Origin of the sequence: Paenibacillus sp. EC2-1 (genome assembly GCF_049311625.1) — a bacterium.
GTDB lineage: Bacteria > Bacillota > Bacilli > Paenibacillales > Paenibacillaceae > Paenibacillus_AQ.
This window is the reverse complement of record NZ_CP186006.1, coordinates 3967173-3989295: the sequence shown is the minus strand read 5'-3', so window position 1 is coordinate 3989295 and position 22123 is coordinate 3967173. Positions and strand designations below refer to the sequence as shown.

At 42.6% G+C, this 22123-nt stretch carries 14 protein-coding genes; 10 read left to right on the top strand and 4 right to left on the bottom strand.

The features are described 5' to 3' along the window. Positions 1–21: 21 nt before the first annotated feature. Positions 22–891: a LysR family transcriptional regulator gene (locus ACK8P5_RS18685; protein WP_422657761.1), complete on the bottom strand. Its 870-nt coding sequence runs from the start codon at positions 889–891 to the stop codon at positions 22–24. A gap of 140 nt (positions 892–1031) precedes the next feature. On the opposite strand from ACK8P5_RS18685, the gene ACK8P5_RS18680 reads away from it, so the two are divergent. The 4 genes from ACK8P5_RS18680 to ACK8P5_RS18665 all read left to right on the top strand — a co-directional run bounded on the left by ACK8P5_RS18680 (position 1032) and on the right by ACK8P5_RS18665 (position 6692). Continuing rightward, positions 1032–2768 (top strand): ABC transporter ATP-binding protein, encoded by a 1737-nt coding sequence (locus tag ACK8P5_RS18680; RefSeq protein WP_422657760.1) that lies wholly within the window; start codon positions 1032–1034, stop codon positions 2766–2768. After that, entirely contained in the window at positions 2765–4492 is a 1728-nt protein-coding gene (locus tag ACK8P5_RS18675) for an ABC transporter ATP-binding protein (protein WP_422657759.1), read from the top strand. The genes ACK8P5_RS18680 and ACK8P5_RS18675 overlap by 4 nt, the downstream gene beginning before the upstream one ends. A gap of 62 nt (positions 4493–4554) precedes the next feature. Then, on the top strand, positions 4555–5610 hold the full coding sequence (locus tag ACK8P5_RS18670) for an LLM class flavin-dependent oxidoreductase (RefSeq protein WP_422657758.1): 1056 nt from the start codon (positions 4555–4557) through the stop codon (positions 5608–5610). Positions 5611–5801: 191 nt separating this feature from the next. Then, positions 5802–6692, top strand: a complete 891-nt coding sequence (locus ACK8P5_RS18665; RefSeq protein WP_422657757.1) for a DMT family transporter — start codon at positions 5802–5804, stop codon at positions 6690–6692. A gap of 85 nt (positions 6693–6777) precedes the next feature. Here ACK8P5_RS18665 and ACK8P5_RS18660 read toward each other — a convergent pair whose 3' ends face one another. Then, positions 6778–7299, bottom strand: coding sequence for a GNAT family N-acetyltransferase (locus ACK8P5_RS18660; RefSeq protein ID WP_422657756.1), 522 nt, complete (start codon positions 7297–7299; stop codon positions 6778–6780). A 234-nt stretch (positions 7300–7533) separates the two neighbouring features. Here ACK8P5_RS18660 and ACK8P5_RS18655 point away from each other — a divergent pair, with 234 nt between their 5' ends. Further along, positions 7534–9390: an assimilatory sulfite reductase (NADPH) flavoprotein subunit gene (locus tag ACK8P5_RS18655; RefSeq protein WP_422657755.1), complete on the top strand. Its 1857-nt coding sequence runs from the start codon at positions 7534–7536 to the stop codon at positions 9388–9390. Between the two features lie 75 nt (positions 9391–9465). Continuing rightward, complete coding sequence (cysI, locus tag ACK8P5_RS18650) at positions 9466–11226, top strand: assimilatory sulfite reductase (NADPH) hemoprotein subunit (protein ID WP_422657754.1); 1761 nt, start codon at positions 9466–9468, stop codon at positions 11224–11226. 71 nt (positions 11227–11297) lie between these two features. Here cysI and ACK8P5_RS18645 read toward each other — a convergent pair whose 3' ends face one another. Beyond that, complete coding sequence (locus tag ACK8P5_RS18645; protein WP_422657753.1) at positions 11298–12755, bottom strand: MFS transporter; 1458 nt, start codon at positions 12753–12755, stop codon at positions 11298–11300. Positions 12756–12866: 111 nt separating this feature from the next. After that, entirely contained in the window at positions 12867–13667 is an 801-nt protein-coding gene (locus ACK8P5_RS18640) for a helix-turn-helix domain-containing protein (protein ID WP_422657752.1), read from the bottom strand. Between the two features lie 283 nt (positions 13668–13950). Here ACK8P5_RS18640 and ACK8P5_RS18635 point away from each other — a divergent pair, with 283 nt between their 5' ends. The 4 genes from ACK8P5_RS18635 to ACK8P5_RS18620 all read left to right on the top strand — a co-directional run bounded on the left by ACK8P5_RS18635 (position 13951) and on the right by ACK8P5_RS18620 (position 22098). Continuing rightward, positions 13951–14841 carry a hypothetical protein gene (locus ACK8P5_RS18635; RefSeq protein WP_422657751.1) on the top strand — a complete coding sequence of 297 codons (891 nt, stop codon included), beginning with the start codon at positions 13951–13953 and terminating at the stop codon, positions 14839–14841. Between the two features lie 79 nt (positions 14842–14920). Then, the gene (locus ACK8P5_RS18630) at positions 14921–19828 is read left to right on the top strand and encodes a fibronectin type III domain-containing protein (RefSeq protein ID WP_422657750.1); all 4908 of its coding nucleotides are present in this window, start codon (positions 14921–14923) and stop codon (positions 19826–19828) included. 360 nt (positions 19829–20188) lie between these two features. Continuing rightward, entirely contained in the window at positions 20189–21169 is a 981-nt protein-coding gene (locus tag ACK8P5_RS18625; protein ID WP_422657749.1) for an ABC transporter permease, read from the top strand. A 68-nt stretch (positions 21170–21237) separates the two neighbouring features. After that, positions 21238–22098 (top strand): carbohydrate ABC transporter permease, encoded by an 861-nt coding sequence (locus ACK8P5_RS18620; protein ID WP_422661515.1) that lies wholly within the window; start codon positions 21238–21240, stop codon positions 22096–22098. Positions 22099–22123: the final 25 nt, after the last annotated feature.

Below are 22123 nucleotides of genomic sequence, written 5' to 3'. Positions count from 1 at the left end.
CACATCGGAAGTATTAGACAACTAAGCTCCCTGAAAGCTATCAATAAACTTAGAAGCAAGCGAAGACAAATATTTATCCTTAATCCAGACAGCTGCTACGCTGGTTTGAAGTGATTCATTGTGAATGGTTTTATAGATCAGATTGGAGTTGTTCGTTAATTCAAAGGCGGATTTAGGTATAATGCCGATCCCTAGTCCAGCATTCGCCCAAAGTAATGTAGTTCGTGCGTCGTCGTTCATACAGAAAATGAGTGGATCGAAACCATTCTCCAGACAAGTCTCGCGGATTAACTGTTCAAAACGTCGGTAAATAATGAGTGGCTTATTTTCTAATTCACCGATATTAATGAATTGTTCATCTCTTGTCCAATCATAATCAGGTGTCATTACAGCAATCATGGGTTCAGCTTTTGTGTATAAACATTCGAGATTTGTAACGTTAAAAGGTGTGCGTATGATTCCGATTTCCACGATGCCTTTATTCAGCAGATCGATGATAGTAAAGGTGTTTCCTTCATGGATTTCAAACTTAACGCCAAGATATGTTTTGTGGAACTCACATAATCGATCCTGTAGCAATGTCGCTCCTGAAGAAGAAACCGTGCCGATGGAGAGTGTTCCCTTTACGCCTTTGACACAATCATGGATTTCCCGAGTTGTGGATTCGGTTAACTCCAGAATCTGCTGGGCTCGGTTCCTCAGAATCGTACCTGCTTCGGTAAGCTTAATGCTACGCGGCCCACGGTCGACGAGCTTTACTCCGAGCTCTTCCTCAAGCAGTTTTAGTTGTTGACTGAGTGGTGGCTGTGCCATTTTTAGTTTTCGGGCGGCTGATGTAATCTGGCCTTCCTCTGCTATAGCTAAGAAATATTTCAGTTGTCTAATATCCATGAAAAGAATCCTCCGAGAACTGACATACGTTTTTCGTATTGAATTGATATGAAACCAATATTATTAATATGTTAATGATTATGACATAATCATAGCTGTTCTTATACATATATCAAATACTTAATTGGGTGTGAATGATTGTGTTGAAAATTGCTGTGTTTCTAAAGCCGTACAGAAAAGAAGTGATTATCGGTCCATTTTTCAAGTTGCTTGAAGCGATTTTGGAGCTACTGTTGCCAACCATTGTTGCACTGATCATTAACAACGGAGTTGGCAATCATGACAGTACATATGTGTACCGTATGGGTGGACTTATGTTAATGATGTCGTTATTAGGCTTCGCTTGTTCCATGGTGTGTCAATATTACGCGGCACGGGCATCTCAAGGATTCGGTACTACGCTTCGGAATAAGTTGTTCAAGCATATTACATCTTTATCGTACACAGAGCTGGATACCTTCGGGACACCGACTCTGATTAATCGGCTTACAAATGATGTGAATCAGCTTCAGCTTGCGGTTGCGATGCTCATTCGTCTCGTAATTCGTGCACCTTTTATTTGTATCGGGGCGATCATGATGTCCATGATCCTCGATTTTAGACTGTCGCTGATTTTGCTTGCTGCAACACCAATCGTAGGTATCATTCTTTATTTCATCATTACTCGTAGCGCTCCGTTATATCGCCAATACCAACAGAAGCTGGATAGACTTGCGCTCGTGCTTAGTGAGAATCTATCGGGTATAAGGGTTATTCGTGCGTTTGCAAAAAGACGTAAAGAGAAAGAACGGTTCGACGAAGCTTCGGATGATTTGACGTCGACAGCGATTCGAGTCTCTCGGATTTCGGCTTTGTTAGGTCCTATGACTACACTTGTCGTAAATGCTGCAATCATTGCTATTCTGTGGGTAGGCGGCATCCATATTGAAGCAGGTAACTTATCTCAGGGCGAGATTATTGCCTTCATTAATTACATCACCCAAATCCTACTTGCCCTCATTGTGGTATCGAATCTCGTTATTATTTTTACAAAAGCATCATCTTCCGCTAACCGGGTTAGTGAGGTTCTGGCTGTTCAAGCATCTGTCTCTGAAGAAGGAAATGCAGAGCCTCTGTCTGTGAAGCATCACGTTCCTGCGATTTCATTTGATCACGTATCTTTTGCCTATAACAGCACGGGGGATATGGCGCTCGAGGAGATCTCGGTTGATATCCATCCGGGGGAGACCGTTGGTCTGATTGGAAGTACGGGTTCCGGTAAATCCACCTTTGTGAACTTAATTCCTCGATTTTATGATGCGGTTCAGGGTGAAGTTAAGGTGGATGGGTTGAATGTTAAGGATTATAAGCTACAACAGCTCCGCAAAAAGATTGGGATCGTCCCGCAGAAAGCCGTTCTTTTTACGGGAACAGTTGCTGAGAATATTCGCTGGGGTAAAGAAGATGCAACTGATGAAGAGATTATGCAAGCTGCATCCATCGCACAAGCAGAAGAATTTATAAGTAAGCTACCGGAGGGATTCGAGACGAATATTTCTCGGGGAGGATTGAACTTATCTGGTGGGCAAAAGCAACGCTTGACGATAGCTCGCGCTGTAGTGGGTAAACCCTCAATACTTATTTTAGATGACTCGTCCAGTGCACTCGATTTTGCTACAGATGCAGCACTGCGTCAGGCGCTGAAGGAGCATAGCCGGGAAATGACAGTACTTGTGGTATCACAGAGAGTAAGTACAGTTCGGAGAGCAGATAAAATCTTAGTGTTTGAGGAAGGGCGAATTGCTGGTATCGGAACCCATGAAGAACTACTGATTGGTTGCGAAGTGTACCAAGAAATCTGCTTGTCTCAGGGAGCAAGTGAGGAGTCAGGCCAATGAATAAGAATAATATTTGGAAGAGATTGATTGCATATACAGGTCAATATAGAAGATTAACCCTCTGGGCAACCATATGCGCTATCCTCAGTGTCATTGCTAGTCTAGTCGGCCCCCTACTCATCGGTTGGGCGATAGATTATATGGTTGGACCGGGTGAAGTGGATTTCAAGGCCGTACTTCGACTGCTTGTTATTTTGGCGATAGTGTATGCTGTTGGAAGTTTCTTCGGCTGGTTGCTTACCTATTTAAGTAATCGAATCGCCTATCGAACCGTATATGATTTGCGTCGTGAACTTTTTAATAAACTGAATGTTTTGCCGCTAAAGTTTCACGATAACCATCCACAAGGGGACAGCATCAGTCGTTTTGTTAACGATATGGACGCTGTTTCTGATGGACTGCTGCAAGGCTTGTCTACATTACTAACCGGTGCCATTACCATTGTGGGTGCGATTGCACTTATGTTGTACATTAGTCCGATCATGACGTTGGTTGTGCTTATATCGGCTCCAGTTACATTTTTTGTAGCGCGTTTCATTACGATGCGTTCTCAAAAGATGTTTAGGGAGCAGGCGAAGATCCTTGGTGGGTTAAATGGGTATGTTGAAGAAATGATTGGTGGTCAGAAGGTGGTCACCGCCTATCATTATGAGGAACGGGCGATTAAGAACTTTGTAGACCAGAATGAGACCTTATATCAGGCAGGAGTGAAGTCACAGTTTTACGGGTCTTTATCGAATCCGACGACACGGCTGGTAAATAACATTACGTTCTCAGTGATCGCGATGATAGGAAGTGTTATGGTCATTCGCGGTTTAGTAAGTGTAGGAGACTTGTCGAGTTTCTTGATTTATTCGAATCTGTTCGCGAAACCGTTTAATGAAATTACGGGTGTTATTACGCAGCTTCAATCTGCAACAGCCTCTGCCCAGCGTATATTCGCTGTTTTGGATGCAACTCCAGAACAGCCGGATGCTATAGAAGCGAAAGAAAATAGCACGAGTCAAGGCACTATAGTATTTGACCAAGTTAGTTTCGCATATCAGTCAGATCGTCCGCTTATTAACAATTTTAGTTTAGAGGTAAAGCCAGGAACTCGGGTGGCCATCGTTGGACAGACGGGTGCAGGCAAGACTACACTTGTAAATTTGCTTATGCGTTTCTACGATGTGGATCGTGGCTCGATTAAGATTGACGGTATAGATATTAAGATGATGACTAGAGACAGTCTACGTCGTAATTTCGGTATGGTTCTGCAGGACACTTGGCTCTTTGGGGGCAGTATCAGAGATAATATCGCGTATGGTAAGCCTGAGGCAACGGATGAAGAAGTTATTGCTGCCGCTAAGGCGGCTAATGCTCACAGCTTCATCAAGCGTTTACCCGAAGGATATGCTACGAAAATCAGTGGCTCGGGGGATAATCTCTCCCAGGGTCAGAAACAGTTGTTGACAATTGCAAGGGTTATGCTGGTAGATCCGCCTATGCTCATATTAGATGAAGCTACCAGCAGTATCGATACGCTTACGGAGATCCGAATTCAGAAGGCTTTTCTGAAAATGATATCCGGTCGCACGAGTTTTGTTATCGCTCACCGATTGTCTACGATTCGTGATTCGGATTTGATTCTATTCATGAAAGACGGAGATATCGTGGAGAGTGGTACACATGATGAATTGCTAGCAAGTGGAGGGTATTACGCAAGGTTATATGATAGTCAGTGAATAATTCACCATGAATAATTAGAAAATAAGACCAATGAAAAAGGAGGAGGAGGAAACAAAGCGTGGAGCTTGGGATAAGCACATTTGTCGAGACAACACCAGATGTTCAGACAGGGGAGACAATTAGCCACGCTGAACGTTTGCGTGAAGTGGTAGAGGAGATTGTACTAGCGGATCAGGTAGGACTCGATGTATTCGGTGTGGGTGAACATCACCGTCATGATTACGCTGCTTCATCTCCCGCCGTGGTACTAGCAGCCGGCGCGTCCCTAACAAGTCGGATTCGATTAACTAGTGCAGTCATGATCCTGTCATCAGCGGATCCTGTACGTGTATTTCAGGATTTTGCAACGCTAGATGGTATTTCGAATGGACGTGCAGAGATTATGGTAGGTCGAGGTTCATTCCTAGAGTCATTCCCGTTATTCGGCTACGACCTGAATGATTATGAAACTTTGTTTGATGAAAAATTAGAGCTGCTATTAGCAATTCAGAAGTCAGAGATCGTTAATTGGACAGGTAAACATAGACCAGCAATACACAATCTGGGGATCTACCCACGACCTGTACAGAATCCTTTGCCGATATGGATTGGAAGTGCGGGAAGTCCAGCATCTGCAATCCGTACAGGTTCACTTGGATTGCCCTTCGTTTTAGCCATTATTGGAGGAGTACGTCCTTTAGATTTCGTTTCTCAGGTGCAACATTACAAGAAGTCAGCGGCTGAGGCTGGGTATGATGTTTCGCGGTTACCCATTGCGTCGCACTCTCATGGCTTTGTTGCGGCAACTACGCCATTGGCTATTGAGAAGTTCTTCCCTTCAACATTTGCACGTACGAACGTGAGGGCGATCGAGAAAGGGACGCCTCCCTATCATCGTTCAGATTATGATGCAGCTTGTAGTTTTGAAGGTGCTTTATATGTTGGCGATCCAGAAACGGTTGCGAACAAAATCATTCACCTTCGCAAGCATGTGGGGATCAGACGATTCTTCTTACATGTGCCGCACGGTACGATGCCACATGCGGATGTGATGGAATCTATAAGACTCATGGGAACAGAAGTCGCGCCTCGCGTGAGGGAAGGGGTCTCTCGGTTCGAAGGCAATCCCCAATGATAAGTAAGGATGTTTTTTTATTGACTATACCCATCAGGATGCACCATAATAGATCTTTCTACCACATCAAGTAAGGCACTAGGTAATGACAATACATGTAGACCGCGTACCTTTCTCTAGGACTCGGTCTTTTTTTTTGTGGGTCAAAATCGGGTAGATAAAAACAGCATGATTAAGGAGAAGTGTAATAAATGTTCAAATCTTATCTTTGGCTCACTTTATGTGTAGTCGTATGGGGCAGTAATTTTGTATTCGGTAAGATGCTAGTCCAAGATTTCTCTCCATCTTTATTAACATCACTGAGACTTTTATTTATTGTTATCTTCTTACTTGGTTTGTCATTGCATAAAAAACATTTCAAACGAGTGAATAGATCTGAATTTATTTCAATAATTGTGCTAGGTGTGATTGGGGTATTTATAAATCAATGGTCTTTTTTTGTAGGTCTAGAAACGGCAGATCCAACAACATCTGCATTAATATTAGCAACGACTCCTATATTAACAGGGTTCTTGGCAGCTGTTTTCTTAAAGGAAAAATTAACGATGCGTATGCTTCTCGGTTCTATCGTTGCCATTATCGGGATTTATTTTGTTGTTGCGAAAGGCGACTTATCATCTGTGCATTTTGAAAAAGGATTGATGTGGATTGTTGTAACCATGGTAACATTTTCAATCATGATCGTGATGACCAGGGTCCTCTCACAAAAAGTCGATTCACTAACAATCACTTTTTACTCCAACGTAGTGGGACTTTTCGTGTCTATACCATTTGCATTTTTCGCAGATCCTTTAGTGCGAATAAGTACGAATTCCTACGCTTGGCTACTGCTCATTGGAACAGCGGTTTTAGTGCATGGTATTGCCACACTGATCTGGAATAATAACATTCGCCATGTTGATGCTTCGAAGGCGTCCATTTTATCTAACTTAGAGCCTTTTGTTGCCATGATTATGGGATTCATATTACTGTACAAACCAATTGCAGGAGTAGAACTATTAGGATCAATGTTCATTGTAGGCGGTGTTTTATTATCCACATATCAACATAAAACTCAAATAGCGCATACTCCGAAGAAGTAGTAGATTAAAGACAAAAACCAGATACCACATTCATGTGGTATCTGGTTTTTTAATAGAATTCTTTTAAATACATGTTCAAAATGATCTACTGTTGAAAAAATTCTTTGGCGTATTCCACAACACCTTGAACCCCTGAAAGTCCTCCGTTTATAAGCTCTAGTGCCATAAAGTTATCGTCTGAAACTTCAAAGGGTGCTGTAATGCCATATTGACTCGCTTTTTTATATCCGAACTTTGGATAGTACGACGCATGACCGAGAACAACGGAACCTCTGTACCCAAGCTTTGAAGCAATGTTGTGACCTTCTATAATCAGGCGTTTTCCAATGCCCTTATTTTGCATTTCTGGTAAAACTGCAACAGGTGCCAAAGCAATCAAGGTATCATCTCCAACAGTTATTTCTGTGAACAGAATATGGCCGACAATACTTCCATTGTATTCAGCAACTAGTGAGAGTTCAGGTATGAAGTTGGAACTCCCTCGAAGCCTGTTTACTAAATGATGTTCGTCATGGTCGGAGTGTTCTGCATTCTCAAAAGCGTTTTCAACAACATGATATACCTCATTCATATCGTCGGTAGTTTCTTGTCTAATAATAATACCCATCATTAACCTCCTTGTATTAAAATACAGTCTACTCCATAGAGAAGATGATAACAAATAGCGGGGGAATGGACTCGCAGTTCTGTGAAGAAGCAAGCTAAATAATTATTTTGGGAATTATTATAAAAAAATATTAAAGAACACATTGAACCTTTCATGAGACTGAGTTAGTATAAATGTAGATTAAAACAAAGTAATACGGTCGGATTTATACATATTAATGTGAGGTGGATGTTGTTGCAACTTCAAGTGACGAATAGTCCGTTTACAAGCGAGCAAGCAGAGTTAATCAATAAGCTGCTCCCAACATTAACGGAGGCCCAATTGAATTGGCTAGGTGGATATTTAACGTTTTATCATGCTGGTACTGGTAATGTTGTTAACACCGTTGCATCGGAATTGGCTGTAACGGACGTATTGGAGGCATCTGCAGCGGCAGTCGTACCTCAAGTTCCGCGCGAAGCGACCATATTATTCGGATCACAGACCGGTAACTCGCAGAGATTAGCAGGCAGGCTTGCTGACAGTCTCAAGGAGCAAGGCTTTAATGTTACATTGTCTGCAATGAACAAATACAAGACGAATAATCTCAAGAAAGCCGGTTATCTGTTTATTCTTGTCAGTACACATGGAGAAGGCGACCCGCCGGATAATGCGCTGACTTTCTATGAGTATTTGTATAGCAAGCGTGCACCTAGACTGGATGATACTAAATTTTCAGTCCTTGCCCTCGGGGATGTATCTTATGAATTCTTCTGCAAGACTGGACAGGATTTTGACACAAGGCTTGCTGAACTTGGTGCAGAACGAATTGTAAACCGAGTAGACTGTGATGTGGATTTTGAGGATTCTGCTGCGGGATGGATTGCAGCTATTAATAGTGCAGTGAGTACAGTTCATACATCGGTTTCTTCACAATTTGCATCGGCAACTGCATTCACACCTATCGCTACTGCTGATTCATCAGAGTATACGCGAACGAACCCATTTATGGCCGAAGTGTTGGAAAATATAAATCTGAATGGCAGAGGTTCGGATCGTGAGACTAGGCATATTGAGCTTTCGCTTGAAGACTCCGGTCTGACATATAAACCAGGAGATGCAGTTGGTGTATATGCGCAGAACGATCCGGATTTAGTGAATGATATTATTTCATTTTTAGGATGGGATCCGGAAGAGACCGTTGTCATCGGTAAGGCAGGAGAAACTTCGTCTCTGCAAGCGGCACTTCTACATCATTACGAGATTACGGTGTTAACCAAACCTTTAATTGAGAAAGCGGCAGCCTTCTCCGGAAACAGCCAATTAGCAGAACTGGTGAAACCAGAGAATAAAGAAGATTTGAAAGCTTATATTCATGGACGCGATCTGCTTGATCTGCTTCATGATTATGCGCCTTGGACACTTACAGCAAGTGATATTGCTATGATACTCCGTAAGTTACCGCCAAGGTTATATTCCATAGCAAGTAGCTCGAATTCTCATCCCGAGGAAGTGCATTTAACGATTCGGAAAGTGGAATACGATGCTCATGGTCGTGAACGCAAGGGCGTTTGTTCTGGATTTACGTCCGAGCGACTAGAACCGGGTGATAAACTACCGATTTTCATTCAGCAAAATCCGAATTTCAAGCTTCCGGTTAATCCGGAAGCACCTGTAATCATGGTGGGACCTGGTACGGGGGTTGCACCGTTCCGTGCTTTTCTTGAGGAACGCGAGGAACTTGGTGCCACTGGAGATTCATGGTTATTTTACGGTGATAGACATTTTGTAACAGACTTCCTGTATCAGACAGACTGGCAGCGCATGCTGAGTGATGGTGTATTGACGAAGTTGGACGTTGCTTTCTCGAGAGACACGGATGAGAAAGTTTATGTGCAGCAGCGGATGCTGGAGAATGGTCAGGAGTTTTACGATTGGCTGGAGAAAGGTGCGCATGTATATGTATGTGGCGACGAGAAGCATATGGCGCATGATGTTCAAGCTGCTTTGCTTGCGATTATTGGTCAGTACGGAAGGAAATCTCCGGAAGAAGCAGCGACATATCTGTCTGAACTACAAGAGCAAGGACGATACCAACGTGACGTATACTAAGTGTTTTAGCTATAGCGGACGCTTCATATCGAAATAAGTGAATAAACAAATCATGGGGTAAAGGAGCTATTAGCAATGGCAAAAAAACATAAGGTAGAGCCAATTGGCGGGCCTCCGAGCGATGTAGAACAATTGAAGGAAGAAAGTAACTATTTACGTGGATCATTGACGAAGTCACTTGCTAACCGAATTACAGGTGGATTACCTGAGCTTGATAACAGGTTGCTTAAATTCCACGGCAGCTATATGCAGGATGATCGTGATTACCGGAATGAGCGTGAGAAGCAAAAGCTCGAACCGTACTATCAATTCATGCTTCGGATTGTTACACCGGGAGGTGTATCTACCCCAGAACAGTGGCTCGTTATGGATGAGCTAGCTGACAAGTACGGAACTGGAAGTCTTCGTATAACAACACGTCAGGCGTTCCAACTACATGGTGTACTGAAATGGAATTTGAAAAAAACCATCCAAGAAATCAATGAAGCCTTACTTACGACACTGGCGGCTTGCGGTGATGTTAGCCGTAATGTGATGTGTAATCCGAATCCTTATCAATCCGAAATTCATAGTGAGGTTTTCTATTGGTCACAGCAGTTGACGTCACATTTAGCGCCAAAGACACCTGCATACCATGAGATCTGGCTTGATGGAGAGAAGGTTGTAGACAGTCTGGAGCAGAACGGTGCTACTACTGATGAAGTTGAGCCTATCTATGGCCCTGTATACCTGCCACGGAAGTTTAAGATCGGTATTGCAGTACCGCCGTCCAACGACGTTGATGTGTATTCACAGGATCTTGGTTTTATCGCAATCGTTGAAGAAGGAAAGCTTGTTGGTTTTAATGTCAGTGTTGGGGGCGGTATGGGAATGACCCATGGTGACGCCGCTACGTATCCACAGCTGGCCCGCGTTATTGGCTTCGTAACACCGGATCGTATACTGGATGTAGCAGAGAAGACGGTTACGATTCAGCGAGATTATGGAAATCGTTCGGTTCGTAAATATGCGCGATTCAAATATACGATTGATCGTCACGGCCTAGAGTGGTTTGTCGATGAACTCCATGATCGACTTGGCTGGGAGCTTGAGGCTGCACGTGAATTCAAGTTCGATCATACAGGTGACCGATATGGCTGGATTAAAGGTAAGGATGGCAAATGGAATTTGACGCTGTACATTCAAAGTGGACGAATTGTGGATTCTGAAGATTATAAGCTCAGAACCGCGCTGCGTGAAATCGCGAAGATCCATACGGGAGATTTTCGTCTTACGGCTAATCAGAACCTCGTAATTGCTAACGTGAGTAGTCAGAAAAAGACGAAAATTATAGCTATACTTCAGGAATACGGTATTGCAGAAGGGACGCAGTATTCGGCTCTGCGCCGCAGTGCGTTGTCATGTGTCGCACTCCCGACTTGCGGTCTGGCTATGGCAGAGGCAGAACGCTACTTACCGACCCTGATCGACAAGCTGGAGCCGATTCTTGAGGAAGCTGGCTTAAGGGATGAGGAAATTAATATTCGTATGACGGGATGTCCGAACGGATGCGCACGTCCTGCTCTAGGTGAAATCGCGTTTATTGGGAAATCACCTGGTAAATATAATATGTACATGGGTGCTGGATTCTCTGGGGATCGACTAAGTAAGTTGTACCGTGAAAATATTGGTGAAGAAGAAATCATCGATACCTTAAAGCCGATCATTCAGCGTTATGCTGCTGAACGTAAAGACGGTGAGCACTTTGGTGATTTTGTCATCCGCGCTGGCTATGTAGAGGCCGTGACGGACGGCATGAACTTTCATGATCGTGCAGCTGCTGCCATTAAAGGATAGACAGAAGATAAATCAATATAATTGAACAAAACACGCCCTTTCAAGAGGGGCGTGTTTTGTTGATGGGCAATCTATGTTAGTGCTCTTTGTTTCTGCTTGGTAAAGACGACGACACCTGCAAATAAGAGAAGTAGGATACCTGTAAATGTAAATCCTCCAACGATGTTGAATGGCAGCCATCCTAACACGGTAGATCCGGCAACAACACCTAATGAAAAGAATGCGTAGAAGTAACCGTAGGCTTTTCCGCGGAGTTCTTTAGGTGTTGCTTTAATGAGCATCGTATTGATCGATGGGAATAAGAAAGCGAAACCTATACCATAGAGACCTAATACGAAATAAAGAGCTGTTGTGGATGTAGACTGACCAATAAGCAGCTGGCTGATTCCCATGAATCCAATGCCTAAGGCCATCGTTATCGAAGAGGCCACACGATCGAATATGCGATTCGTTGGCAGAACAAATACGAGAACAGCAATAATTCCGAATGTGCTCATTAGCGTACCGCTTAGTTTTGAATCATATCCAAGGGTCTGAACATGTAGAGGTAGCAAGTAAGCGATGACGCCTTGGGAGAACATTAAGAAGAAGGCCCCCGCATATGCCTTAACCACACCTGAATTAAAAATTGAAGCTGATGTAAGATTGCTACTCTCACTCTTCTCTTTCTTTATAGGCTTATACCTGCCGAGGAAGATAGCAGAAACGATCGCAAGAACGAACCCGATCAGTGCAACGCATGTAAATACAAAGGGAACTGACGTTTTACTTGCCATGATTCCGCTAAATGCGGGACCGATAATGGCGGCAAGTCCGACAAACGTGCCGGTTAAAGCCGATTTTTTTCCTTGCTGTTCATTAATCGTTGTATTCGCAGAGAAGGTAAAGGCAGCCGGAACAATCATCCCGGAGACAAAACCATGTATGATTCGGACTATAATTAAGAATGTCGGCTCTTCTACGAAATGATATAACAACAGCGCACAGCTTGATAGAATCAATCCGAGCATTAAGATTTTGAAAGGGCCAAACTTGTCTGTTAGGATGCCGGATAATATATTACCAAAGGTATTCGCTAACGAGTATAAGCCGATGACAAATCCTACAATAAATGCACTTGCCCCAACAGAAGCTGCAAATGTACTCATCACTGGCAGCTGAGAGAATAAATCAAAAAACGAGAAAAATACGATGCTGTACACAAGCAGGGCATAGTTAAAAGGCTTAACACTAAACTTGCTCTGTACCTTCTTGAGCTTCCAGTCTAGCACGAAATTACCGAATGGTATAAAGGCCACGATCAATGCAGTAACAGGCCAGAAAAAGCTCCATTCCACTCGAACTGCAGCATATAGGATGGACAGCGCATATAACATGAATATCCCACCATGAATACTGCCAGTGATCGATACGGCTTGATCGATCCCCCAAACATATTTCAAGGGCATGGCGATTAACAGTAGTACTAATAAAGATATCCCATCAAGAAGACCTGCTATACGTAAAAAATAGATTGGATGTGTTCTCACTTATCTTGCTCCTATAGTATATTGTGACGGATCATTCTATTCTAACATTTTAGGAGGCAAGTAAGGGAGTTTGAAATATGTCAAAATGTCTACATGTATTCCGTTGTGGTGCTAACCTAAATTTCGGAGTTCGAACTCACGTCTGTATTGCGCGGGTCTAACACCTACAAATTGCTTAAACACGGTAGAAAAATGACTTGAGCTGCAATAACCTAAGTGGTGGGATATCTCTGAAATACTCAGGTTGGTGCTCTCTAAGTATTCTTTTCCAAGCTCTGTTCTGATCCCTTGGAAATATCGATTCGGTGAAGTTCCAACTTCTTTATTGAATATATAGAACAGAGTCCGTATCGGAACATTTAAGTATTGGGAGAGAGATTGAACCGAGAAATTCATGATATTTTCCTTCATATATTCAAGACTCTTATTAATGACACTCATATTGAATGAGTTCCCGCCACTTTCCAGCGTACTTACGAGTACAGAATAGAAAAGGTAGAAGTAAGCAGAGGCAAGTTGCTGCCGATCTTCTTTTAGACTAAGTAGAATTTGATCGCACAGATCAAAGTAGTTCATTTTGAAGGGAGTATGATAAATGTAGTTAGGTGTTAATAAGAAGGGTTCAGTCTTGAACTCGAACAACCAGAAGTTCCATTGCTCACCCGAGCACTGGTAGGCTAGTGATTTGGTAGCGTTTGCAAAAATAAGGCTGTTAGATTGAACCGTAAATCCTTGTCCGTCCACCTGAATACTGCCTTCGCCATCAAGAGTGTAAAATAATATGTATTTATTGCTCTCGATAATCCGGTGATTGATGTCATAGTCAGGCAAGGTGTGTAATTTATAGACGGTTTTCACACTCATTGGATACGTTTTGATCCAGTCATTCACCGAATAAAAATCAAAATACATAAGTTTACTCCTCTCAGTTATTCTCATTAATTTGCCCTTAAAGGCCGTAATTTGATCAATACTATATCACGGAGAAAGCGCAGAATCTGTCGATTTTCCACGATTAGATTTATAGGTGATGTATGAAGGGGGATTTGCATTTTTATAACTTTATTGCACGAATATTGATTTACAGAAGTAGCGGATGCCCATAACATACTTAAGTATAAATAGTCTATTTAAAATACAAGGAGGTTGAAATTCTACATATTGCTTAACCCAACCTTAGAATGGAGTGTTCATGATGTCACGCAAGAATCGTTCTCGGTCCGAGCGAAAATCCCCTTTGTGGGTTGTTATGGGACTTGCATATTCTTTGGCAGCAGTCGTTGTGCTTGTAGGTTTTCTTAGTAAGCCAGATGGGGAAAAGAACGAACCTGGAATCACAGAACAGATTCTTTCTTATTCCGGATTTACTCGTGTCATCGAGCAAACGGAGGCGGCGTTTTATAACCAATTAGCAAGACGAGAAGTAGATGATATCGACAATCGTGACCAGCTGGATCAGAAAACGAAGGAAATAGCCAGTCGCATTAATGCACAATTTTTTTTAGGGAATAAACTAGGGCTTTCTGGACCCTATTCTTTTTCATATTTGCAGGATCAGATGCAGATGGAGAATGCCCAGCGGAAATTAGATAAGAAGAATGGTAAAGCCTTATATGGTCCGGAACAATTCGATATATACAGCTACTATCAATATGTTGCTAGTAATCTTGAAGTGAGAATTATTGAATACTTAGCTGCCAACGCAGATGAGTCTTTGCTACAGCAGGCGCGGGCTTACTTTGAAGAGAACAAAGCACTGTACAATCATGCGGAGCAGATCGTCTACTCCATTACTGATCAAGGGAATACGGAAAAGCATACGATCGACTGGGGGCAATTAAGTTCCTTGAACAATGCGGATTCTGAGCTAGCGGAAATACTGAGGGTAGGTAAAGTAGGTCAAACCTTTTCCTATACTTTCGGAGATTTGCAGAGAACAGGTGAGATTATTTCCCGAACGGATGTACAGACCGATTTCGAACAACAACAAATTGCAATCACTAGTGATTTTTTGAAAAGTGGTTACTATAAGCAGTTGTTGCAAGAAATCAGTGATCATAATGCAGTCGTATTCTCGGAGAAATAAAACGAAAGTGCTACATTATCAGGATTTTAGTAAGCGTTTACAAATAATGTTAGATTTTATAGGGGAAGGGTTTGAAGTGATGAATATAAAACGAAAATATGACTTATTCAAACGAAGTTTGATCTTGTCCGTCGTGTTTACAATGCTCGTTTCCATGTTTCCGCAGAACTCAACGATGGCAGCATCTAGCATCAACTTAGAAGAGATGAATCTACTTAAGAACCCTAGCTTTGAAGATGCGGAATTAGTTTCTAATGATGGCTCTGTAAAAGAGTTTTTTAACAATTGGTATGCTTACAAGGGCCCTGTAAAAGTAACGGGGGCTGAGACTGCTTATGATGGAAATGCTGCAGTAAAAAGTGCTACGGCTAGTGGTTCACTAGAGCAGGATGTGAAAGGATTACAACCAGGCCTAACCTATGAATACTCCGTATGGGTGAAGGCTGACAATGTATCCAAAGGCTCTATGCAGATCGGTGTCAAAAATCATGGAAGCGGACAGCTTACAGTTAAGGCAACAAAGAATGAGTGGACACAATATTCGATACAGTTTACACCTACAGGTACCGATCGTGCGCGCTTATTCGCATGGCTTGAATCCAATCAGGCAGGAAACAACTTTTACATCGACAATGCGAAATTGACAGTAAAGAGTGACCTGAAACAAGTGAACGTTGAGAATGGGCTGATAACATCGGTATTCAGTGGTGCGGCATCAAATCCAACGGCCAATGATTTTGAAATATCGTATTCTTCATCACTTAATCCGAACTTGATTACGCCAATATCAATCACAGAATCAAATATGAGTGCGGATAACAAGGTATTATCAATGAAATTTTATCCAATTCCGGCTCAGCCCGTAGACCAGACGGTTACGGTATATGTGAAGTATAAAGTGAATACAACGCTGACACTAGATTTCCCTATTGCTGCTTCTGGAGAAGAAGTGGTGACGGCGAAGATAAAGAACCTATCCGCTACGAATGGTAAGCTTACAGCCGTATTGGACCAGAAACCATCAGCTGCTCCTGTGGCGTCCGACTTTACCTTTAAATACAAAATAAACGAAGGTGAATTGTTAACTTTAGATACGAAAGATTTCGCTTATGACAGTGATCAGCTTCAAGCTACGTTTAACTATAATCGTCTTCCGTCTAGTTCATCAGAGCAGGCGATTACAATCGAAGCAAGCTATCAGGGGGAGGAGACTACAACAAGTTTTACGATTGATGTAGCAGAAGGTGTTAGCTATTATGTCGCAAATTCAGGATCTGACACTAACGATGGACTTAGCCCTGACCAAGCGTTTAAGACCATTGACAAGTTGAATACAATTGAATTTATGCCAGGCGACCATATCTATTTCAAAAAAGGTGATATATTCAAGGGGGCATTTAAACCAAAAGGTTCTGGAGTGGATGGATATCCAATTATTGTGGCTAGTTATGGGGATGAGAATGGGAACAGACCCGTGCTTCAACCTAGCGATCAGAACTGGTCAGCCACACTGATGAGTGCGGAATTTAGCAGGACGGTCACCGTTAATAATGTGATCTCATTCTACAATCAGGCATATTGGGAAGTTCGAGACCTTGAGCTCTCTGGACCTAGCCATAAGCCCGATTCTCAAGTGTATCGTAGAGGAATTAACATTACGGGAGAAGATGCTGGAGATCTAAACCATTTCTACTTTGACAACCTTGTTATTCACGGGTTCCATGGACCGGATACGAATCAGGGTAAATCGTCTGGAGGGATTCTGATGGAGGTACTGGCCAAGCCAAACACTCCTGCATCAGAGCATATTCCGACTTCGATTAATGACATTCGCATCACGAATAGTGAGTTATATGATTTAGGACGTTCAGGTGTGAATTTTGTATCCGTGTGGGCCCGTAGAGCGGAGACGACCGATACCAAGTGGGGACCCTATCCAAGTAACCATGCACCGGGTCGAGCGGGGTACGCTTGGAAGCCATATGAAGATTTCTATCTAGCTAATAATCTCATTTACGATATTGATGGCGATGGTGCGATTATAGATAACAATAAAGATGCAGTCATCGAAAATAATCTCGTGTATCGTGCTGCTTCCAGCGGCTCCTATGCGGTGGGACTGTTTAACTGGAATTCAGACAACACGACCTTCCAGTTCAATGAAGTATACGATACAAAACGTGCGGGAGACGGGCAAGGTATTGAAATCGATGCGCTGAATGATGGTACATTGGTGCAGTACAATTATGTGCACGATAATGCGGGCGGAACGTTCATGTGGTGCAATACACCTACCTTATATGGGTTTAACGGCATATTCAGGTACAACATTAGCCAGAACGATGACACTGAACACGGTGTGATCGACTGGCGAACGGGATCCTTTGGCGCAATGGCTTACAATAATACGGTTTACATGAAAGCAGATGGATACAAGAAGTTTATGTATGGCAGTGGCGGTATCTCCGATGCTAAATTCTACAATAATATCTTTTATTATCCTGGGACTACGCCGCATGAAGAGAAGAATTTTAGCGAGCATAACATCGATTGGAAGAACAATCTGTTCTATAACTTCAAGAATACGCCTTCGAACGATAGCGGTGTGATTACAGCAGATCCGATGTTTGTGGAACCTGGTAAGGGAGGAACGGGAGTTGGAAAGCCAGTTGACCCTTCAAGCCTGTCAGGGTACCATCTACAGCCTGGTTCTCCAGCGATCAACGCAGGAAAGCCAATAGCGGATAATGGGGGAAGAGACTACTTCGGTAATCAGGTTGCTGGAATTCCTGATATTGGAGCATATGAGTCTGGAACATTCTCTTTGAATGTAGATTCGCCTGTATATTATGTTAACCAACAGCGCAAAATCATTTCAATTCTCAATAGTGAGTTACTGGCCGTGCATGCAATCCTCTCGAACCTTGTCTATGATCAGGGTATTAAGTTAAAGGTATACCGTGGTCTCGAAGAGATCACTGGAATGGAAGAAATTGAGACAGGTGATATCTTAAAGCTTGAGAAGGACGGTACAGAAATGAGTTACACCTTCTCAATCATGCAGGATTCAAATCTTCTGTGGATTTATTCCAATGTTTATAACGTGGATTTTTCTAAGAAGACCATTGGTGTTCCGCAAGATCAGACAACGACGGTAGATAAGATGCTCGATAACCTCATCTATAATTCTGGACTTAAGGTTACCGTGCTCCGAGGATCTAAAGAGATTAGCGGTTCAGATACTATTAGCATTGGTGATCTCGTTAAGTTTGAAAAAGGCAGTTATTCAATGGTTTATGGTATTACGATGCTTCATAATGCAGGATCTAGTGATCGGGATATCCCAGTTGCACAGTTAACCGCAACTGCAGGTAGTGCTGAATCTAACGGTGGTGCGAATGAAGGACCTGCCAGATTGGTTCTGGACAACAATCCAAATACGATATGGCATTCATTGTGGAAGGGCGATGTCCGTGAGAATCTTTATATTACACTGACTCTATCCGATAAGCCTTATATGGTCGATGGATTAAGGTATCTGCCTCGGACAGGTGGCGGAAATAACGGAATCATCCACAAATATAAAGTTCAATACAGCACAAACGGCACAGATTTCATAGATGTGCCAGGTGGAACGGGTGATTGGAATCTCTCCGGTTGGCAGGATGTTCAATTTGCTCCTGTGGCTGCGAAGGCAATCCGCCTTTACGGAGTTGAGACTCTTAGTGCTGAAAGTAGTAAACTATTTGCTTCGGCTGCAGAAATTCGTTTAACGGGTTACGAGAAGGCAGATGGTGACACCACTCCTCCGGATACACCTACGGGAGTTACTATTGATGAGAGTGGGGCGACACATGACTCGGTAATCATACGCTGGACAGCTCCAGCAGATGATGATGTTCTTGGTTATTACGTTTACGTGAACGATGGCAATAGTGACAACATCACCTATGTTAACGGTGCAGGTACAACGTTCTCAATTATTCAGGGGCTTATAGTGGATACGGAATATACAGTAACGGTCACAGCGATCGATCGAGCGGGAAATGAATCTGTGAAGAGCGATTCAGTGAGCGTTGTTGTTACAGATAATCAGTTTCTACCTCCGGCACCAATGAATCTTGCGGCTTCTGATGTGACGGACACAACGGCTACGATTACTTGGAATACTTCCCCAAGCGAAATAGGTGTTTTTGGCTATGAGGTGTATTTGAATAACAACATGCTTGATATAGTTAATGATTCGAGCTATAACCTAAGTGGATTGACCGTTAACACAAGTTATACCATTAAAGTGAGAGCGCTCGACATTTATGGCTACAAATCAAGGTTCAGCTCGGTAGTGGTTACAACCAAAGACAATATCACTCCAGAGCCAAATACACCAGCAACGACACTATCTTCTGATAGCAGCGTTCAATCTGGTAAAGAGTTTAATGTTCAACTGGGATTAAACCATGTGAAACAAAGTGTTTATGCACTCGATGTTAAGATGGACTATGATCCTCAACTGCTTGAATTCATTACGGCTACGTCAGCGATAGAGGGTGTAAGTCTCGTAGAAGTTGTAAAGACTACACCTGGTAAGTTGCGGTTCATCATGGCGAGTACAGGAGCGGACAATGCCATTACCGCAGATCGTCAGCTGCTTAATCTGACTTTTAAAGCAGCTACCGTGGAGAAGTCTGTTACGGCATCTGTATCCGTGACCGACACAACCATGGGGAATGATACAGGGGAAGAAATAAAGGCTTCTTCTTCTTCAATCAACATTGAGATTACACCAGAGACATCACCTCCGGGAATTCCAGGTGATGTTAACAATGACGGCAAGGTAAGTATCGGAGATCTTGCCATGATCGCGGCTCATTACGGCAAAACATCTGACAGCACGGATTGGCAACAAATTAAGCACTTGGATGTTAATGGCGATGGCAAGATTGATATCGTGGATCTTGGATTTGTTGCTCGTAAAATGGTGGAGTAAGGCCGACGAAAGTTAAATGACTAGGAACTACATTTGAATTTGTTAGCAGCCCTCATTCAGAACATGGATGAGGGCTGTTTACGTTATGTCTGCACGATCCAATGGATCGTGTTCTTTTGATTTTCTATCATTAATTACAGATTTAAGGGTTAATTCTCGTCCATCGTTAATTTTTATAATTTCCTGAAAAAAAGTTAATGTGTAAACGCAAAAAATCATGCTCCTATGGTCTCGTTCCATGAATTTGAAGGAAGTACAATAGGTATAACGCTAAGGAAAAACATTCCAATTGGAACAAGTGTTAGCACTTTCGCCGGTGATAAAAAAGGAACAATAACACTTTAGTATGGGAGGACGGTCATGTCGCAGGCAACGACCAGGGGACAGTATACAAATATCCCGCCAGAACATCGAACAGAGATGAAGAAGAGCTTTCTACAGCGTTGGTGGAAGCAGGTCGATCTTCAATTAATGGTCTGGCCAGGAGTACTCCTCATTTTTGTATTTGCTTACATTCCCATGTACGGCTTACTGACAGGGTTTGTGGAGTATAACATTTTTACAGGAGCAAGGATATTTGATAATCCATGGGTAGGATTTAAGCACTTTGAGGAATTCTTTAATGCTCCGAGGTTTGGAACCATCATGAGAAACACGCTTGCTATCAGTCTATTGAAATTTATCATCGGTTTTCCCGCACCGATCATTCTAGCTCTCATGTTGAATGAGGTACGTAACCGAGTGTTCAAGCGAACCATTCAAACGATTACATATCTGCCATACTTCATGTCTTGGGTTATCGTAGGCAGTATCGTGATGAGCCTGCTGTCAACGGAAAATGGAAGCATTAACATGTTACTGAAAGGAATGGGAGCCATTGATGAACCCATTAACTTTCTTTCGATGAAAGAGTATTTCTGGGGGATTCTTGTAACAACCAATGTGTGGAAAGATATTGGCTTTAACTCCATTCTGTATCTGGCTGCGATCGCGGGGGTTAATCCGAGTCTTTATGAAGCCGCGGAAATTGATGGAGCGAGCCGATTTAAACAAATTTATCTGATCACGATTCCGACGATCATGCCTGTCATTATCATTTTTATGATCTTACAGATGGGGAATCTACTGAATGCAGGGTTTGAAGATATCTTAATTTTGGCCCAAAACCCGAGTTTACGACCGGTGTCAGACGTTATTGATACGTATGTGTATCGGGTAGGTTTACAGAATCAGAGATATGATTTTGGTGTAGCTGTTGGATTGTTTCGTGCAGTTGTAAGTGTCACTTTATTAACGATAGCGAACTACTTGGCTAGAAGATCGGGAAATAGTCTATGGTGAGTCATTTTTTTTAAGAGAGGAGTTGACATTCGTTGGCATTCAAGCGTTTGGGGTATGGTGACCGCGCCATGGTTGTATCGATTTACGTATTCCTGATTCTACTATCCTTCTCTGCTCTATATCCGTTTTGGAACACGCTTGTCGTTTCCTTGAATGAAGGGCTGGATACGTCAAAAGGTGGGGTTACGTTCTGGCCTAGAGAATTTACATGGAGTAATTATGAGATCGTATTTAATAACGAACGATTACTTCAGGCTTTCGGAATTAGTATTCTTCGAACGGTGATAGGTACGATCGCTGCCATATTCATGACATCATTACTGGCTTATGGCATGAGTAAATCACATTTGATTGGTCGGAAGTTTTTCACCGTGTTTTTTATCTTTACGCTGTATTTTGGTGGGGGTCTTATCCCTACATTCCTTCTTATCAAATCATTAGGGCTTATGAATAATTTCCTCGTCTTTATTATTCCTGGATTAATCAGCGTGTGGAATATGATTGTTTTTCGTACATTTTTTAAAAGTCTACCCAATGGGCTTGAAGAATCCGCTCAGATTGATGGATGTAGCAACTGGGGTGTTTTCTTTAAAATTGTGCTTCCCCTATCGGGGCCTGTTATAGCAACACTAGGATTATTCACTGCTATTTCACACTGGAATGATTGGTTTGTCCCGACAATCTATATTACGAACCATGATTTAATGCCGATTCAGACGATACTACGGCGGATATTGAATGCCAATCTGCTTAATGAGGCGATCGGGGCTGACAGTTTGGCACAGGAAAGATTGGACAAGAGGAATATCACTTCCAAGTCACTCATAAGCGCAACCATTATGGTTGTCTCGTTACCGATCATTGCGGTGTATCCATTTGTTCAAAAATATTTTGTTAATGGCGTCATGGTGGGTTCATTGAAAGAGTAGTACGTATCCTACGGTTTGAGGCGCA

Bases quoted from the DNA above. Each gene is read 5' to 3' on its own strand.
- ACK8P5_RS18685 (WP_422657761.1), bottom strand. From the start codon at position 891: ATGGATATTAGACAACTGAAATATTTCTTAGCTATAGCAGAGGAAGGC.
- ACK8P5_RS18675 (WP_422657759.1), top strand. From the start codon at position 2,765: ATGAATAAGAATAATATTTGGAAGAGATTGATTGCATATACAGGTCAA.
- ACK8P5_RS18665 (WP_422657757.1), top strand. From the start codon at position 5,802: ATGTTCAAATCTTATCTTTGGCTCACTTTATGTGTAGTCGTATGGGGC.
- ACK8P5_RS18660 (WP_422657756.1), bottom strand. From the start codon at position 7,299: ATGGGTATTATTATTAGACAAGAAACTACCGACGATATGAATGAGGTA.
- cysI (WP_422657754.1), top strand. From the start codon at position 9,466: ATGGCAAAAAAACATAAGGTAGAGCCAATTGGCGGGCCTCCGAGCGAT.
- ACK8P5_RS18640 (WP_422657752.1), bottom strand. From the start codon at position 13,667: ATGTATTTTGATTTTTATTCGGTGAATGACTGGATCAAAACGTATCCA.
- ACK8P5_RS18635 (WP_422657751.1), top strand. From the start codon at position 13,951: ATGTCACGCAAGAATCGTTCTCGGTCCGAGCGAAAATCCCCTTTGTGG.
- ACK8P5_RS18630 (WP_422657750.1), top strand. From the start codon at position 14,921: ATGAATATAAAACGAAAATATGACTTATTCAAACGAAGTTTGATCTTG.
- ACK8P5_RS18625 (WP_422657749.1), top strand. From the start codon at position 20,189: ATGTCGCAGGCAACGACCAGGGGACAGTATACAAATATCCCGCCAGAA.
- ACK8P5_RS18620 (WP_422661515.1), top strand. From the start codon at position 21,238: ATGGTTGTATCGATTTACGTATTCCTGATTCTACTATCCTTCTCTGCT.